Consider the following 15,530-nt stretch of genomic DNA (forward strand, 5'->3'; position numbering starts at 1 on the left):
ATGTATAACAAATTATTTGAAGCGGGAAGTATTGGGAAAGTAACAATAAAAAACCGCCTGGTCATGTCTCCTATGGGCTGCGGCCTGGCTAATCTTGACGGAACACCCTCGGAGGATATGATTGCCTTTTATGAGGCAAGAGCAATTGGCGGTGCAGGACTCATCATACCTGAGATTACCCGTATCAATGATGTCAACGGAGCAGGGCTTTTAAGGCAGTTGTCCGTCACAAAGGACAGGCATATTGAACCCCTCTCTAAGCTGGCAGAAGCAGTCCATAAGCATGGCAGCAAGATATTTATACAGCTGCATCATCCGGGAAGGGAGACAGTATCCGCTCTTCTTGGCGGGCAGCCGGTAGTTGCACCCTCTGCGATTCCCTGTAAGTTATTGAATCAGGAAACCCGCGCCCTGACGGCAGAGGAAATCAAGCAATTGATTAAACAATACATTGATGGTGCCGTAAGAGTACAAAAAGCAGGCTGTGACGGGGTGGAATTGCATGCAGCCCACGGATATCTGCTGCATCAGTTTTTATCTCCCTATACGAATAAGAGGGAAGATGAATACGGCGGAAGCTTTGAAAATCGTTTAAGGATGCTTATGGAAATTATTAAAGGCATCCGTAAAGAGTGCGGACCTGATTTTCCTATAGGGGTTCGTTTAAGCATTGAAGAATTTCTTGACAAGACAGGAGTAACCGAAGAATATATCCATGTTCAGGACGGTGTGAAAATTGCCATGGCACTGGAGCAGGCAGGCATTGATTTTATTGATCCCAGCTGCGGCTTATATGAAACCGGAATGACTTGTATTGAGCCGATTTCCTTCCCGCAGGGGTGGAGGCGTGATATGCTTTTGGCAGTTAAAAGCCATGTGAAGATTCCTGTAATCGGTGTTTCTGTAATAAGAGAGCCTGCTGCTGCAGAGAAGTTTTTGGAAGACGGGGTAGTTGACTTTATTTCCATGGGACGTTCCTGGAATGCAGATGAAGAATGGGGCAAAAAAGTACAGGAAGGAAGAGAGAAAGAATTACGCAAATGTATTTCCTGCCTGCGCTGCTTTGAGAGCTTAAACGAGTATAATGCTGCCGGACTGCCTCCCGAATGTGCCTTGAACCCGAGATATGCAAGGGAACGCAAATACGGAAATCTGGTTCGCGACACCAAGGGACACAGGGCAGTTGTTGTAGGCGCCGGTCCTGCCGGAATGAGTGCCGCACAGACACTGGCGCTTCGCGGTGTAAAGGTAACTCTTATCGACAGGCAGAGTGAGCTTGGGGGAACTGTCAATCTGGCAAAGAAGCCTCCCTTAAAGGAACGCATGCAGTGGATAGCAGATTACTACAGCAATGAATTCAAGCGGCTTGGAGTAGAAGTTTTGTTAAATACAGAAGCAAGTGCAGACAGCATTATGGCTTATAAACCTGATGCAGTGCTTCTTGCTACAGGTTCTGCTTCGATTATACCTGAAAAGATTCCGGGGGTTGACGGTGAAAGCATATATACGGTTGAGGAAGTATTGTCAGGAAAAGCAGCATTAAAAGACAAAAAGGTTGCGGTTATCGGTGCAGGACTTACAGGACTTGAAACAGCGGAATTTTTGTGCGAAGAAGGAAACCAGGTTACGGTTATTGATATGCTTGATAAACCGGCACCCAATGCAAACCATACCAATGTAGCCGATGTTTGCGGACGCTTGGCAAAAGCAGGTGTAAAATATCTGTTAGGACATTCCTTAAAAGAAATTCAGACAGACTCTGTTGTATTGGAAGATTTAGAAAATCATGAAGAAGTAAAGACTTTAGCAGATGCAGTAGTTCTTTCTCTTGGTTTTAGACCGGATAGGTCTCTGGTTTCTGAATTAGCGGCAGAGGGTGTTAAGGTGGAGCTGATTGGAAGTGCCATAAAAGACGGAACTATTGCACCGGCAAGCCGCACCGGTTATGAGGCAGGATGTAAGTTGTTTAAGGAAGAAGAAAAGACGGCGAGCTTTAAGGTTCCCAAAGAAAGCATACCGAATTTTGGTAAGGTATCTCTTATGGATAACCAGGAAGGTATTTATATCAGCTATCTGACCGATCCCGCAGCTGTTGCAAGGATACTCCCGCCGCCTCTTAAACCATTTTTCATGCCAGTGGTTACCCTGTCTGTCTGCCATGTAAATAATCCTACCTTTGCGGATGATTACTATGAAGCAATCCTTGGTGTCTATGCAACCTATGGCAAGTCACTTGGCCTGTATACCATGGGGCTGGTACTTGGCGGACCGGGAGCTGAAATGGCGGTACAGTGCGGCCGTGATAACGGAAGTATTCCCAAGAAACTGGGAGCGGAATTTGTCATCCGAAGAAACGGTGATACGGTAACAGCCGGAGTAACCAGAAGAGGCACACAACTTGTGGAAGCAACTCTTAAATTAGGAGAATACAACAGCCCTATGACAGCAGCTCTTTATCAATTCCCGGCAGCAGGAAAGCAGACCTTTGGAGGCGGTTTCTATTTCCACTTTGACCGCGAACCGGATGAAAATGGAGTATCCCATTTCATGAATGGAGCCCTGCTTATGAACCAGTGCGAATATAATTACCAGTCCTGGGAACCGGGCTTTGTGTCATTGGATTTAAAGTCCAGTATAGATGACCCTTGGGCAGAGCTTCCGATCAATACTATAATTGGAGGGGCTTATTCTAAAAACAGCTTGTTAGTGCATAAATTAAATTTGGTGGAAAAGCTGGAGGCCGATGAGGTGATTCCTTATTTATTAACCGGACGCTATGACCGTACAGCATTTATGGAAACCGGACGCATTTAATTAAAAAAGTAAAAAAGAAAGGATGAATAGTAAAATGGAGAATTTATTTGATTTAACAGGAAAAGTAGCAGTAGTAACAGGAGCAAGTTCAGGGATTGGAGCAGACGCCGCACTTGCCTATGCAAAGGCAGGAGCAGACGTAGCCCTGTTAGCAAGACGTTTGGAAAAACTTAATGAAGTAAAGGCAGCTATTGAGAGTACAGGACGCAAGGCCATTGCTGTAGTGTGTGATGTTACAAAAGAGGAAAGTGTAAAGGCGGCAATGGAAACAGTGTTAAGTACCTTTGGACATATTGATATCTTATTGAATAATGCAGGTATTGCCGTCCGCGGAGGTGTCGACAGCATGTCAGAGGAAGATTGGAACAAGTCCTTTGATATCAATGTTAAGGGCATCTTTTTAACCAGCAAATATGTGGTTCCCCATATGAAAGAAAGAGGCTATGGAAAGATTGTAAACATTGCCTCTGTCAATGCAGTAGTTGCTGATAAACATGATACGTTTATCAGACATTCCTATAATGCCTCCAAATCAGCCGTTCTTGGGCTCACGAAAGGAATGGCAGCATCCTATGCAAAACATGGCATTACCGTTAATGCAATCGGACCTGCACTTTTTGAATCGGAGATGACAGCAGAAACTTTATTCAAATCAGAGCAGTTCCTAAATGCCTATAATGCTGCGAACCCTGCAGGCCGTCCGGGAAATAAAGGAGAATTAAACGGTACGATCCTTTATCTTTCCTGCGATACTTCCAGCTATGTGCAAGGCCAGTTTATCATTGTAGACGGCGGCGGTGCCCTGGTATAGAACCTGATATAGTAAAATCACTCTTTTAATAATTTTTTAAACACGTTCAATGCAGAGGCAGTACCTGGCGTTGGACGTGTTTTGCTGTGTTAAATATGTTAGAAAGTATTGACTTTATATTTTTAAAGGAATAAAATAATTAAAAATTGGTGTTACCAATTTGAGTTTGATTTTAGTATTACATAAATAATCAATATCATACCGGAAAGGATAAAATCGAGAACTTCGACGACGGGCAAAAGATACTATTATGAGATATTTAAAACAGTTTGGAATTATTCTATTTTTCACCTTTCTGGGTGAAGTCTGCAAGTACTTTATCCATCTTCCGATACCGGCGGGTATCTATGGTCTGGTACTGCTTTTGATTGCACTTATGACGAGGGTAATTGAATTGGAACAGGTGAAAGAGGCTTCTGCTTTTTTAATTGAGATTATGCCCCTGATGTTTATCCCGGCTTCCGTTGGAATCCTGAACTCATGGGGAATCTTAAAAAATATCTGTATTCCGGTTATCATTGTTACAGTTCTTACAACGGTAATTGTAATGGCGGTTACGGGAAGAGTCACACAATTTGTCATCAGAAGGGATAAGAGGAGAAAAACATGAGACATTTACTGGCAGAATCCACTTTCTTCGGGGTATTAATCAGCATAATCGGATATGAGCTTGGCCTGTTTTTAAAGAGAAAATTAAAGCTGGCCATATTCAATCCGCTTCTTATTTCCATCGTATTTGTTATAGCAGTTTTGCTGATAACCCATGTGGGTTACGGCAGCTATAACAAAGGAGCCAAATATCTTAGCTATCTGCTGACACCTGCCACCATATGCCTTGCCATTCCTCTTTATGAGCAGATGGACTTGCTGAAGAGTAATCTAAAGGCGATACTTACAGGAATTATATCAGGTGTAATAGCAAGCCTTGGCAGCGTTCTTATCTTTTCTCTTTTGTTCCATTTCTCCCATGCAGAATATGCTACCCTGCTTCCTAAATCAATTACAACGGCTATTGGGATGGGCATTTCGGAAGAGCTGGGCGGGATTGTTACGATTACTGTCACGGTTATTATTGTTACAGGAGTGGTTGGAAATATTATTGCAGAGAAAGTTTGTAAAGTATTTCGTATCAAAGATCCCATTGCAAAGGGTGTCGCCCTCGGCACCGCAGCACATGCCATTGGTACAGCGAAGGCCATGGAAATGGGAGAAGTAGAGGGAGCTATGAGCAGTCTGGCGATTGCCGTTGCAGGGCTTATTACTGTCATTGGAGCTTCTGTATTTGTGAATTTCTTATAAATAAAGCCAAATGGAGGTTGCCTTATGATTATTACAATTGGGAGAGAATACGGAAGCGGCGGTCATGAGATTGGGAAAAGACTGGCTGAACAATATAAGATACCGCTTTATGACAAAGAAGCTCTGGTTAAGCTGGCAAAGGAAAAAGGGGTTTATGATGAAATCATCTCCTTTTATGAGGAGAAACCGGTAAACAGTCTCTTATATGCCATCGCCATGAATGCCTATTCAGAGAATATCGGCAAGATGCAATTTGACCTTATTCGAAGTATTACACAGAACAAAGCCTGCGTTCTCATTGGAAGATGCGGAAATTATATTTTCAAAGATACTCCTGATACGGTAAGCGTATTTATTCATGCTGATTTAAGAGCACGAATCCAGCGTGTAAGGGATGTATACGGAGTTAATGATAAGAATCTTAAGGCAGTCATTGAAAAGACAGATAAGCAGAGGGCTTCCTTCCACAAGTTTTATACGGACCAGGAATGGCAGGATGCAAGGAATTATCATCTTACAATTAACAGTACAGAGATTGGAATTGATTCCTGTGTTGAATTGATTTCTGAATTTATCGAAAAAAAGAAAGGGAACTGCATACATTAATTTATGGAAAACAGAGAATATAAGAAAGTTATCACATATGTCAAAGAATGGATTGCCGGCGGGGAATTGCATTCCGGCGATAAGTTGCCAACAGAAAGAGAATTGGCTGATGTCCTCTGTGTAGGCCGTTATTCTATCCGTGAGGCACTTAGAATTATGGATGCGTTGGGAATGATAGAGAGCAGACAGGGTTCGGGTAATTATCTGGTCACTAACATTGAGAAGAATCTCACGGAATCCATGGAGCTGATGCTTTTAATCAAAGAAATTGATTATAGCCAGATTAGCAAACTGCGCCGTGCAATCGAGCTCTATGCTTATGGATGTGCCCTTTCCCATTTGACCGGTTCCCAGTTAGAAGAGTTAGCAAAAATCACAGAAGACATGAAGCAAACGGCCGAACATGAAAAAGCCATACTGGATAAGAAGTTTCATGATATGATAATTGCAGGCAGTGATAATGCCTTAATCATCAGTATTATGGGCTCCTTGTCCAACGTATGCAGTAATTTGATAGAAGAAGTGGTCATCGGGTCTGCGCCTGAAACGGAGCGTATTCTTATGGATATTCACGAAAATATGCTAAAGGGGCTTATGGAAAAAGATCTTTTACTTGGCATGCAGGCCATTAACCAGCACTATGACCTGATAGATTCACAAGTTTCCAAACCGTGAAATTTGGATAAGATATTAAAATAATATTATATTTAATGGCAGCAGTGCAAATAAAAGGTATTGGGAGTAAAATCCTGATACCTTTATTGTTTGATGACTTCCAGAAAGAAGACGGCGAGGAGAGAAGGAATAAGCGGGAGGAGTTTGCAGTTGACAATTATCAACTGCTGCCTGGTGGCAAATTACATCATTTCTGTTATAATAGCAGCAGGAGGTGTGAGAGATGACACTGGGAAATAATAGAATGAAGCAGAATAAATACGATGATGAAATATTTTTTGAGAAATACAGCAAAATGGACCGGTCTGTAAAAGGTCTCACAGGGGCAGGTGAGTGGGAAACTCTTAAAAGGCTTCTTCCTGATTTTCAGGATAAACGTGTATTGGATTTAGGCTGTGGATATGGATGGCACTGTCAGTATGCCTTGGAGCATGGAGCCCGAAAAGTTACCGGAGTTGATATATCTGCAAAGATGCTGGAGAAAGCCAGGGAGAAAACGGATTCTAAGATTACCTATATCCAAATGCCAATAGAAGATATATCCTTTGAAGAAAATACTTATGATATCGTTATAAGTTCCCTGGCTTTTCACTACATTGAATCTTTTGATTTGATTCTGGAAAAGGTCGCAGGATGTCTGGTATACAGAGGGGATTTCATCTTTTCGGTGGAGCATCCGGTCTTTACAGCTTATGGCAGCCAGGACTGGTACTATGACGAGAAGGGAGAGATTCTTCATTTCCCGGTAGATAATTACTTTTTGGAAGGAGAAAGAGTGGCTGACTTTCTCGGGGAAAAAGTAGTTAAATATCACAAAACTCTTACAACCTATCTAAATGGATTAATAAAGAAAGGTTTTGAAGTGATTGAGGTTGTAGAACCCCAACCCACTGAACAGATGCTGCATACAGTCGCTGGAATGAAAGATGAGCTTCGAAGGCCTATGATGCTGATTATCTCCTCTAAGAAAAAATAGTTCCTTGTATTCATAAATTAAATTTTGTATAATGAATTTATGCAAGTTTATGAAGGATTATGTGGCTTTGAATAAGGAGGAGAATTCGTGACAGATGAAGTGATCAAAATAGTGCGTGAGGCCGGAAAGATATTACAGAATAGAAACTTTGAAGTTCAAAGCAAAGGAACTGTATCAAATAATGTGACAACAACTGATATTGCAGTACAGGCATATTTGAAGGAACAATTAAGCAAACTCCTTGATGATTCCTCTTTTGTCGGAGAAGAAGGCGAAGAAATGGAATACGGAAAGCAGTTTCGCTATCAATGGATGGTAGATCCTATTGACGGTACGGCTAATTTTATCCGTGATATGGGACTTAGTGCTATTTCGGTCGGTCTTCTTGACAATGGAAAGCCGGTATTGGGTGTAGTTTATAATCCGTACAGAGATGAAATGTTTTATGCTGCAGAAGGAAAAGGTTCTTTTCTGAATGGTATTCCCATAAAGGTATCAGACAGGGATTTTGCCCATTCTGCTTTTTGTACGGCTATGAGTCTGTACAATAAGGATTACGCAAAGCCCTGTTTTAATATTATAGAAAAAGTCTATAAAGAATGTGATGATATCCGCCGTTTGGGGTCCGCCGCTTTGGAACTTGTTTATCTGGCCTGCGGACGTGTAGATATCTATTTTGAAATCAGGGTGTTTCCATGGGATTTTGCCGCAGCGGAGATAATCATTCGGGAGGCTGGCGGTTATGTGGGTACAGTAGGATTTGAAAATACGGTATTTGACCGTCCGATACCGCTTATTTGTGCAAATACAAAGGAAAATTATGAGCGGTTAAAGAAGATAGTTAAAGAGGAGATTCCATCTGTTCCATATACCAGGTAATGGGAAAACTACGGAGGATAAAGCATGGCAAATTACATGAATTATAAAATAGATAAGGATTCCTATCATGAGAATAAGGATCTGCGTTTAGAAAAAGTATATGAAATGTGCGTTCAGGAATTAGGTCTCCAGCAGTCCAAAAGAGATCAGATTATTGCTTTCTACATTGCTATCATCAGCTTTGTAATACCGGCAATTATTGGCCTGGATGTGAACCGGTATGCAAAGGGAGCGGGGTTTTTTGCACTTTATATATTGGGAAGCATGTTAGCCAAGGTTGTGGTGCGTTACCGTATATATAAAGAAGTATACTGGATAACCTGCCGTACTGTCACACAGCTTTATAATTTTAAAGAGGAAAAGATAAACAAGCTTTTGGTTCAGTCCATTTTTTATAATACTCTGGCGAAGAACAGAAAGACAGTAATAGTCTTTCAAGATGAAAAAGGAAAAACAGGAAAAAATGAGAAAAGAGTAGAAGAGAAAGGAAAAGTAGATAAATGGAAAACTTATATAAAAATCCGCAACAGTTCGGAAACCATTTTGTATGAGGTACTGATTCTTTTGTCTTCCCTGGTGCTTTGGATTGGAATTTTTATTCTGTGTTCCTCCGGCCTTTACGGAGGAATTGCAGCAGCGGTTATCATTATCGGAAACTACATCTATTGGAATATTTATTATTATAAGAGCCTTATGGATGTTTATGGCATACTGACAGATGGGAAGGATGAGTCTTTTAATTTTGCCTATTCAAAAGCCTGGTTTTTACACGGATTTTATTCGGAAGATTGATATACATAAAAACAAGCCATTCCCGGCATGAGGTGCTAACGGAATGGCTTGTTTTTCGCAATAGTTCTTTAATCACACACGATTTCTTTGATAATCATGTCATCACCCTCTAAAATTTCCATGTCCTTACCGCCACAGTCAGGGCAGCTCAAATCACTGTATACGGCATTGAATACCCTGCCGCAGCTTTTGCATTTGACGATACCGGGAATGACGATAAGCTCCAGCTCTGTATTTTCCATAAATGTCTTATAGGAGGCAGCAGGCCAGCTCTGCTCTAAATATCTGGGTACGATACCGGAGAGCTCACCTACTTCGATAACAAGCTTGTGGACTTTTGTTACATTCTGTTCTTTTACGATGCGTTCAATGGTATGCACCATGGAGTTTAGTACACCAAGCTCATGCATAATCAGCCCTTTCTGCCAACTCCCTCTTTGAGAGTGGTAGCGGCAATCTTTCCGGTACGTACGATTGCATTGGCAGCAATTTTTACCGGAAGCTTTTCGTAGGTGTCGGGAACCGTGTTATAAGTACGCTCCAGATGGATAGCGTCAAATTTACATTTGGTGGTGCACATACCGCAGCCGATACACATATAGCTGTCAATTTCTACAGCACCGCAGCCAAGGCAGCGTTCCGTTTCTTTCTTTAGCTGTTCTTCGGTAAAGGTCATACGGTCATCATAGAAGCTGCCCTTTTTCTCGGGAGAATGTCCTGGCTTTTGGCGGGAAGTGGTATCAAAGTCCTGTACGCCCACAGCAACATTATTCTTATCAAAGGAATGGTATTCACGGCGGTCACGGCCAAAGACGAGGGACTGTCCCGGCTGTACATAACGGTGGATGGAGATGGCACCTTCTTTTCCGGCGGCTATGGCGTGTATTGCAAACTTCGGTCCGGTAAAGCAGTCACCGCCTACGAAAACATCAGGCTCTAAAGTCTGTAAGGTCAGGCTGTCTGCCTTGGCAGTATTGCCGCGTCCAAGCTCAATCTTGCTATCAGAAAGTAATCCGCCCCACTGGATGGACTGGCCGATGGAAAGCAATACCGTATCAGCTTCTACTATGATGGTATCTGTTTCATCGTATTTGGGAGCAAAGCGGTGTTCGGCATCGAATACACTGATGCAGCGTTTGAATTCAACACCGGTTACCTTTCCGTTTTCCGTTAGTATCCGGTTAGGACCCCAGCCATTGTTAAAGGATACCTTATCTTCCTCTGCCTCTGTGATTTCATCAGGTAATGCGGGCATTTCTTCACGGCTTTCCAGGCAGTAAAGATTAACGGCGGCAGCACCCTGGCGGGTTGCGGTACGGGCTACATCAATAGCAACATTTCCGCCGCCGATAACAACTACATTACCGGAGAGTTCTGCTTTTCTTCCAAGGTTTACGGTACGAAGAAAATCAACGCCGGCTACAACACCTTCTGCATCCTCGCCTTCAATGCCAAGGCTTCTTCCGCCCTGTGCACCGATTGCCAGATAAAAGGCCTCATAGCCCTCTTTGCGAAGCTGGTTAAGAGTAATATCTTTTCCAACCTCCACACCGGTCTTAAAGGTTACGCCCATTTCACGCAGTACATTGATTTCTGCATTGAGTACTTCTTTTTCCAGACGGAAGGAGGGGATTCCAAGGGTAAGCATACCGCCAAGCTTTTCTTCTTTTTCAAATACGGTTACCTGATATCCGTCGATTGCCAGGTAATAAGCGCAGGAGAGACCGGAAGGACCGGAACCGACCACTGCGATTTTATTTCCAAGATGGTAGCGCATAGGCGGGACATAACGGATAGAACCGTCCAACTCTTTATCGGCAATAAATTTCTTGATTTCATCAATGGAAACCGGCTCATCAATATCACCGCGGGTACATTCGCTTTCACAGCCATGAGGGCAGATACGTCCGCAGACAGCAGGGAAGGGATTTTCCTTCTTGATAAGTTCCAGAGCTTCGTGGTAGCGTCCCTGGGCGGCAAGCTTTATGTAACCTTGTACGGATATATGGGCAGGACAGGCAGTCTTACAAGGAGAGGTGCCTTCTTCTGTAACGTCCTTGCGGTTCTCGCGGTAATCCACATTCCAGTTGCTTTCTTTCCAGACATGGTCACGTGCAGTGGGTTCTGCCTTTACTGCAACAGGAGTCTTGGAACAGAGTTTCTGACCGAGCTTTAAGGCATTGACAGGACAGTTTTCAACGCACTGTCCGCAGGCCACACAGTTTTCCTTCTTTACTTTGGCTGTAAAGTTGGAACGGATGGCATCCGGCGTATTAAACAGCGTTGCAAGACGTAAGGAGAAACAGGAGCAGCCGCAGCAGTTACAGATAGCAGCTGATTCACCAAGACCGTCGGTATGGGGCATTTCATGCATCAGGCCGTTATTTTCTGCAAATTGTAAGATTTCCTTTGCTTCTTCACGGGTAATCTCGCGGCCTCTGCCGGTCCTTATATAGTATTCGGCACCTTCACCCATCTGGATACAGATGTCTTTTTCCAGATGTCCGCAACCTTCGTCCAGTACACGGCGGGACTGGCGGCAGGAACAGTCAGACACCGTGAAGGTATCATATTTATCAAGGTAGTAAGAGAGACGTTCCCAGGGCTGTGTGCCGGGGATATCTTTAATGGATTCTTCTACGGGAATAACACGCATCATTGCCATACCCTGGGGGAATTTTGCCGCCATAGGTGCAAGACGCAGTCTGGTATATTCTTCAAAGGCTTTACCGATTTCAGGATGAGCTGCCAGCTGTTCGCGGTTATTTACCATCATTTCCAGCATACCGGGAGCAAAAATATTCACAAAATACCGGTCTTTGTTATCTTCTTTATCCTTCCATACCTTAGCGACACCCGTATAGGTCAACTGTTCCAGGAGAGCTTTGGTTTCCTTTTTGCTCTTGCCGGAGCGCTTTGCCACATATTCAAAAGTTCTGGGCTTACGAAGCCCCATAATCATGGCAATATCAGCCATATCATCTGTTACAACACAATTTAGGGAATAGTATTCGGGAGAATTCTCATCAATTTTATTCATAGCACCGGCAATACCGCCTACCATTTTTGCCAGTTTTAGGATTTTAGGTCTTAATTCACTCATAGATTCCTTTCTTGCGCAAACTTTGCGCATGCGCAGATCTTGCGCATTTGAAGTCCAAGCTTAAGGTTTATTTACCGTTCCAGGATTTTACTTCACTGCCTAGCCAGTCGGTCCATTCCTTTAGCCCCTCACCTGTAAGGGCACTGATGGGAATGATTTTAGCATTGGGATTGCGAAGCTTGATATTCGCCTTGCATTTTTCCATGTCGAAATTAAAATAGGGCATTACATCCACCTTATTTATCAGTACTACATCGCAAATGGAAAACATTAATGGATACTTTAGGGGCTTATCGTCTCCTTCCGGTACAGAGAGAATCATGGCATTTTTAATGGCGCCGGTATCGAATTCGGCAGGACAGACCAGATTACCTACATTTTCTAAGATTACCAGGTCAAGGCCGTCTGTATCAAGACCCTCTAAGCCCTGACGGGTCATTTCTGCATCCAGATGGCACATACCGCCCGTATGCAGCTGTATTGCTTTTGCACCTGTCTGCTGGATAGTACGGGCATCTACATCGGAATCAATATCTGCTTCCATAACACCGATTTTTAAGTCATTCTTTAGTGCGTCAATAGTACGGGTTAAGGTAGTGGTCTTACCGGCACCGGGACTGGACATCAGGTTCAGAAGAAAGACGTTCTTCTCCTTTAATTCCGCACGAAGCTTTCCGGCCTGTATGTTGTTGTCAGCAAAGACACTTGTTTTTATCTCAAGAACTTTAAATTCTTCCATGTGTCACGCTCCTTTCTTATTACATTCTGTTACTGGTTCAGCCAATCAATCAGCTCGTATATTTTTTAACAATATCATTATAAAATATTCCGGGGATACTAGCAATAATGTTAAAAAAATTTGTCACTTTTACATATTTCTTTGTTGGATTTTAGTAAGAATGTATGATAAAATAATATTAATTTCTGGTATGACCAGAGCCAGGAAAGAGGGTAAGTGTGATGGAATTTCAAAAGCTTAGCGCTTTGAGCTTAAAAGAGATGTTTATTTGCCAGATTCGAGATATGATTTTGTCAGGAAAGCTTCCGGTTGGAAGCAAATTGCCTCCTGAGAGAGAGATTGCGGAGCAGATGCAGGTCAGCCGGGCGGTAGTTAACAGCGGATTTGCAGAGCTTGAGAAACAGGGTTTTTTGGAAGTGCATTCAAGGCAGGGAGTATTTGTAGCAGATTACGGTAAGAATGGAAATATCAGTACCTTAAATGCTATTATGGAGTATCACGGTGACAGCCTTGGACAGTCAGAAATTTACTCAATACTGGAGGTACGCCGTGCACTGGAACATCTGGCAACGGATTCGGTAATTAAGAATGCATCAGATGAGGATATTTTAGGACTTGAGGGGCTATTAGAGGAAGTTGCAGGAGGGAAATCCATTCAGGATACGGTTTCGGCTACTTTCTCCTTTCACCACAGGCTTTCCGTAATTAGCGGGAATAGTATTATGCCGTTAATTTATATCTCCTTTAAACCCGTTGTGACACAGCTTTGGAAGCGTTTCTGCCTGCGTTACGGGAAGGAAGCGTTGTATGACAGCGTGCTTTGTTTATACAAATGTATCAAAGAGCGTGATGCAGAAGCGGCAAGAAGGTGTACGGACAAGCGGCTGGATGACGCGCTGGAAGGCGGGCATCAAATATTTTAAGGGAATATAATGAGATAGTAAAAAAATACTGGAAAAAATACTTTATTTATAATATAATAGCTTATTGAAAATTAAATACGTTTAAGGTGTCAGAAAAGCATATGCTTGGTTCTGATGAAAAGGGAAACAGGTGCAAATCCTGTACGAACTCGTCACTGTGATAAGGGAGTTTGCGGCAAATAAGTCACTGATATTAATTGGGAAGGCTGCCGTAAATGATAATCTTTCAGCCAGGAGACCTGCCTTAAATGAAATTTGTACAGCCACGAGTAACTGGTTTGGAATGGATAAGACAGGTCGAACTATGTCTCGGAATATGTCTATTTATACCTCCATGCCCCTTACGTGGCAATGGAGGTTTTTTTATGTCTAAAGTGCTAATGATCCAGGGTACCATGTCTAACGCAGGGAAAAGCCTGCTGGTAGCAGGCTTGTGCAGAATCTTTAAACAGGACGGTTACCGTGTGGCTCCTTTTAAATCTCAAAATATGGCATTAAACTCCTACATTACAGAAGAAGGCCTGGAAATGGGACGGGCTCAGGTAATGCAGGCAGAAGCGGCAGGAATAAAGCCTTCGGTATTAATGAATCCAATCCTGTTAAAGCCAACCAATGATATCGGTTCTCAGGTGATTGTAAACGGCGAAGTAATCGGAAATATGAAGGCGAAGGATTACTTTGCCTATAAGAAAAAGCTGGTACCGGACATCAAAAGAGCATTTCATGCCCTGGAAGAACAGGCGGATATTATTGTGGTGGAAGGGGCGGGAAGCCCGGCGGAGATTAACTTGAAAGAAAATGATATTGTCAACATGGGACTGGCAGAAATTCTTGATGCACCGGTCCTTTTGGTGGGTGATATTGACCGGGGAGGCGTTTTTGCCCAGCTGATCGGAACCTTAATGCTGTTGGAAGAGAAGGAAAGGGCAAGGGTCAAAGGCCTTATTATTAATAAATTCCGAGGAGATAAATCAATTCTGGACCCCGGCGTTACTATGCTGGAAGAAAGGGGAAAGGTTCCGGTAGTCGGTGTGGTGCCCTATATGAACATTTCCTTAGAAGATGAAGACAGCCTTACCTGCCGCTTTGATAAGAGAGAAGAAGCACAGATAGACATTGCGGTTATCAGGTTCCCCAGGATTTCAAATTTCACTGATTTTATGGTCTTTGAGCAGATAGAGGGGGTATCTGTAAGATATGTGGACTCTGTTTTGCAATTGCATCATCCCGATATGATTATCCTGCCGGGAAGCAAAAATACCATGGGTGATTTGAAATGGATGAGGCAGAACGGACTGGAAGCGGCAGTGAAAAAGCAAAAAGAAGAGTGTGTTATCTTTGGAATCTGCGGAGGCTTTCAGATGTTAGGAGAGACAATATCTGACCCTTGCGGTATGGAAGAAGGCGGGGAGCTTAATGGTATGGGCTTCTTTTCAATGGATACTGTACTGGAGAAAGAAAAGGTGCGTACACAGGTACAGGGAACTTTTGGGGAAATACCCGGGATTTTTTCCGTACTGTCAGGGAGGAAGCTAAAAGGTTATGAGATACATATGGGAAGAAGTACAGTAAAGGAACAAAACTTTAAACCATTATGCAGTCTGACAAACCAGTTGGACGGGCAAAGTAAGGCGGATGGAATATCAGAGGAAAATGTTTATGGCACATATGTCCATGGCATATTTGACGAAGGGGAAATTGCACCGGTTATTATAAAGGAACTTGCAAAGAGGAAGGGTCTGTCTCTGGAGGACAACCTGATGATGGATTACGGCGCTTTTAAAGAGACTCAATACGATAAGCTGGCAGCTACCTTAAGAGAATATTTGGATATGGATGAAATTTATAAATTGATCAGGTGATTTTAAATCTGTCACCTAAAACCTAAGAGGCTGAACATGACACAGAAAAGA

The 15,530-nt window shown here is 42.9% G+C and carries 14 protein-coding genes and 1 riboswitch; of the genes, 11 read left to right on the forward strand and 3 right to left on the reverse strand.

The features are described 5' to 3' along the window. The 9 genes from BUF11_RS02345 (at position 1) to BUF11_RS02390 (ending at position 8,852) form a co-directional block, all read left to right on the forward strand. Entirely contained in the window at positions 1-2,814 is a 2,814-nt protein-coding gene (locus BUF11_RS02345; protein ID WP_073587183.1) for an oxidoreductase, read from the forward strand. Positions 2,815-2,848: 34 nt separating this feature from the next. Next, entirely contained in the window at positions 2,849-3,625 is a 777-nt protein-coding gene (locus BUF11_RS02350; protein WP_073587184.1) for an SDR family NAD(P)-dependent oxidoreductase, read from the forward strand. A gap of 250 nt (positions 3,626-3,875) precedes the next feature. Then, positions 3,876-4,235: a CidA/LrgA family protein gene (locus BUF11_RS02355; RefSeq protein ID WP_073587185.1), complete on the forward strand. Its 360-nt coding sequence runs from the start codon at positions 3,876-3,878 to the stop codon at positions 4,233-4,235. Beyond that, positions 4,232-4,924, forward strand: coding sequence for an LrgB family protein (locus BUF11_RS02360; RefSeq protein WP_073587186.1), 693 nt, complete (start codon positions 4,232-4,234; stop codon positions 4,922-4,924). The genes BUF11_RS02355 and BUF11_RS02360 overlap by 4 nt, the downstream gene beginning before the upstream one ends. Before the next feature lie 24 nt (positions 4,925-4,948). Further along, complete coding sequence (locus BUF11_RS02365) at positions 4,949-5,530, forward strand: cytidylate kinase-like family protein (protein WP_073587187.1); 582 nt, start codon at positions 4,949-4,951, stop codon at positions 5,528-5,530. A 3-nt stretch (positions 5,531-5,533) separates the two neighbouring features. Further along, the gene (locus BUF11_RS02370) at positions 5,534-6,205 is read left to right on the forward strand and encodes a FadR/GntR family transcriptional regulator (protein WP_073587188.1); all 672 of its coding nucleotides are present in this window, start codon (positions 5,534-5,536) and stop codon (positions 6,203-6,205) included. Between the two features lie 244 nt (positions 6,206-6,449). Further along, positions 6,450-7,181: a class I SAM-dependent methyltransferase gene (locus BUF11_RS02380; protein ID WP_073587880.1), complete on the forward strand. Its 732-nt coding sequence runs from the start codon at positions 6,450-6,452 to the stop codon at positions 7,179-7,181. A gap of 87 nt (positions 7,182-7,268) precedes the next feature. After that, positions 7,269-8,060 (forward strand): inositol monophosphatase family protein, encoded by a 792-nt coding sequence (locus tag BUF11_RS02385; protein ID WP_073587190.1) that lies wholly within the window; start codon positions 7,269-7,271, stop codon positions 8,058-8,060. A 24-nt stretch (positions 8,061-8,084) separates the two neighbouring features. After that, the gene (locus tag BUF11_RS02390) at positions 8,085-8,852 is read left to right on the forward strand and encodes a hypothetical protein (RefSeq protein WP_073587191.1); all 768 of its coding nucleotides are present in this window, start codon (positions 8,085-8,087) and stop codon (positions 8,850-8,852) included. A gap of 68 nt (positions 8,853-8,920) precedes the next feature. Here the strand turns inward: BUF11_RS02390 and BUF11_RS02395 are convergent, their stop codons facing one another. From BUF11_RS02395 to hypB, 3 genes are all read right to left on the reverse strand, one after another. Then, the gene (locus BUF11_RS02395; RefSeq protein WP_073587192.1) at positions 8,921-9,262 is read right to left on the reverse strand and encodes a hydrogenase maturation nickel metallochaperone HypA/HybF; all 342 of its coding nucleotides are present in this window, start codon (positions 9,260-9,262) and stop codon (positions 8,921-8,923) included. A 2-nt stretch (positions 9,263-9,264) separates the two neighbouring features. After that, complete coding sequence (locus BUF11_RS02400) at positions 9,265-11,955, reverse strand: FAD-dependent oxidoreductase (RefSeq protein ID WP_242952298.1); 2,691 nt, start codon at positions 11,953-11,955, stop codon at positions 9,265-9,267. A gap of 67 nt (positions 11,956-12,022) precedes the next feature. After that, positions 12,023-12,694, reverse strand: a complete 672-nt coding sequence (gene hypB / locus BUF11_RS02405) for a hydrogenase nickel incorporation protein HypB (RefSeq protein ID WP_073587194.1) — start codon at positions 12,692-12,694, stop codon at positions 12,023-12,025. Positions 12,695-12,915: 221 nt separating this feature from the next. On the opposite strand from hypB, the gene BUF11_RS02410 reads away from it, so the two are divergent. Then, on the forward strand, positions 12,916-13,617 hold the full coding sequence (locus BUF11_RS02410; RefSeq protein WP_073587195.1) for a FadR/GntR family transcriptional regulator: 702 nt from the start codon (positions 12,916-12,918) through the stop codon (positions 13,615-13,617). A gap of 67 nt (positions 13,618-13,684) precedes the next feature. After that, positions 13,685-13,878: riboswitch (cobalamin riboswitch) on the forward strand. Positions 13,879-13,982: 104 nt separating this feature from the next. After that, positions 13,983-15,479, forward strand: a complete 1,497-nt coding sequence (locus BUF11_RS02415) for a cobyric acid synthase (protein WP_073587196.1) — start codon at positions 13,983-13,985, stop codon at positions 15,477-15,479. Positions 15,480-15,530: the final 51 nt, after the last annotated feature.

Origin of the sequence: Anaerocolumna xylanovorans DSM 12503, assembly GCF_900143645.1 — a bacterium.
GTDB lineage: Bacteria > Bacillota > Clostridia > Lachnospirales > Lachnospiraceae > Anaerocolumna > Anaerocolumna xylanovorans.

Coding starts and splice junctions, on each gene's coding strand:
- BUF11_RS02345 (WP_073587183.1), top strand. CDS start 1: ATGTATAACAAATTATTTGAAGCGGGAAGTATTGGGAAAGTAACAATA.
- BUF11_RS02350 (WP_073587184.1), top strand. CDS start 2,849: ATGGAGAATTTATTTGATTTAACAGGAAAAGTAGCAGTAGTAACAGGA.
- BUF11_RS02355 (WP_073587185.1), top strand. CDS start 3,876: ATGAGATATTTAAAACAGTTTGGAATTATTCTATTTTTCACCTTTCTG.
- BUF11_RS02360 (WP_073587186.1), top strand. CDS start 4,232: ATGAGACATTTACTGGCAGAATCCACTTTCTTCGGGGTATTAATCAGC.
- BUF11_RS02365 (WP_073587187.1), top strand. CDS start 4,949: ATGATTATTACAATTGGGAGAGAATACGGAAGCGGCGGTCATGAGATT.
- BUF11_RS02370 (WP_073587188.1), top strand. CDS start 5,534: ATGGAAAACAGAGAATATAAGAAAGTTATCACATATGTCAAAGAATGG.
- BUF11_RS02380 (WP_073587880.1), top strand. CDS start 6,450: ATGAAGCAGAATAAATACGATGATGAAATATTTTTTGAGAAATACAGC.
- BUF11_RS02390 (WP_073587191.1), top strand. CDS start 8,085: ATGGCAAATTACATGAATTATAAAATAGATAAGGATTCCTATCATGAG.
- BUF11_RS02395 (WP_073587192.1), bottom strand. CDS start 9,262: ATGCATGAGCTTGGTGTACTAAACTCCATGGTGCATACCATTGAACGC.
- BUF11_RS02400 (WP_242952298.1), bottom strand. CDS start 11,955: ATGAGTGAATTAAGACCTAAAATCCTAAAACTGGCAAAAATGGTAGGC.
- hypB (WP_073587194.1), bottom strand. CDS start 12,694: ATGGAAGAATTTAAAGTTCTTGAGATAAAAACAAGTGTCTTTGCTGAC.
- BUF11_RS02410 (WP_073587195.1), top strand. CDS start 12,916: ATGGAATTTCAAAAGCTTAGCGCTTTGAGCTTAAAAGAGATGTTTATT.
- BUF11_RS02415 (WP_073587196.1), top strand. CDS start 13,983: ATGTCTAAAGTGCTAATGATCCAGGGTACCATGTCTAACGCAGGGAAA.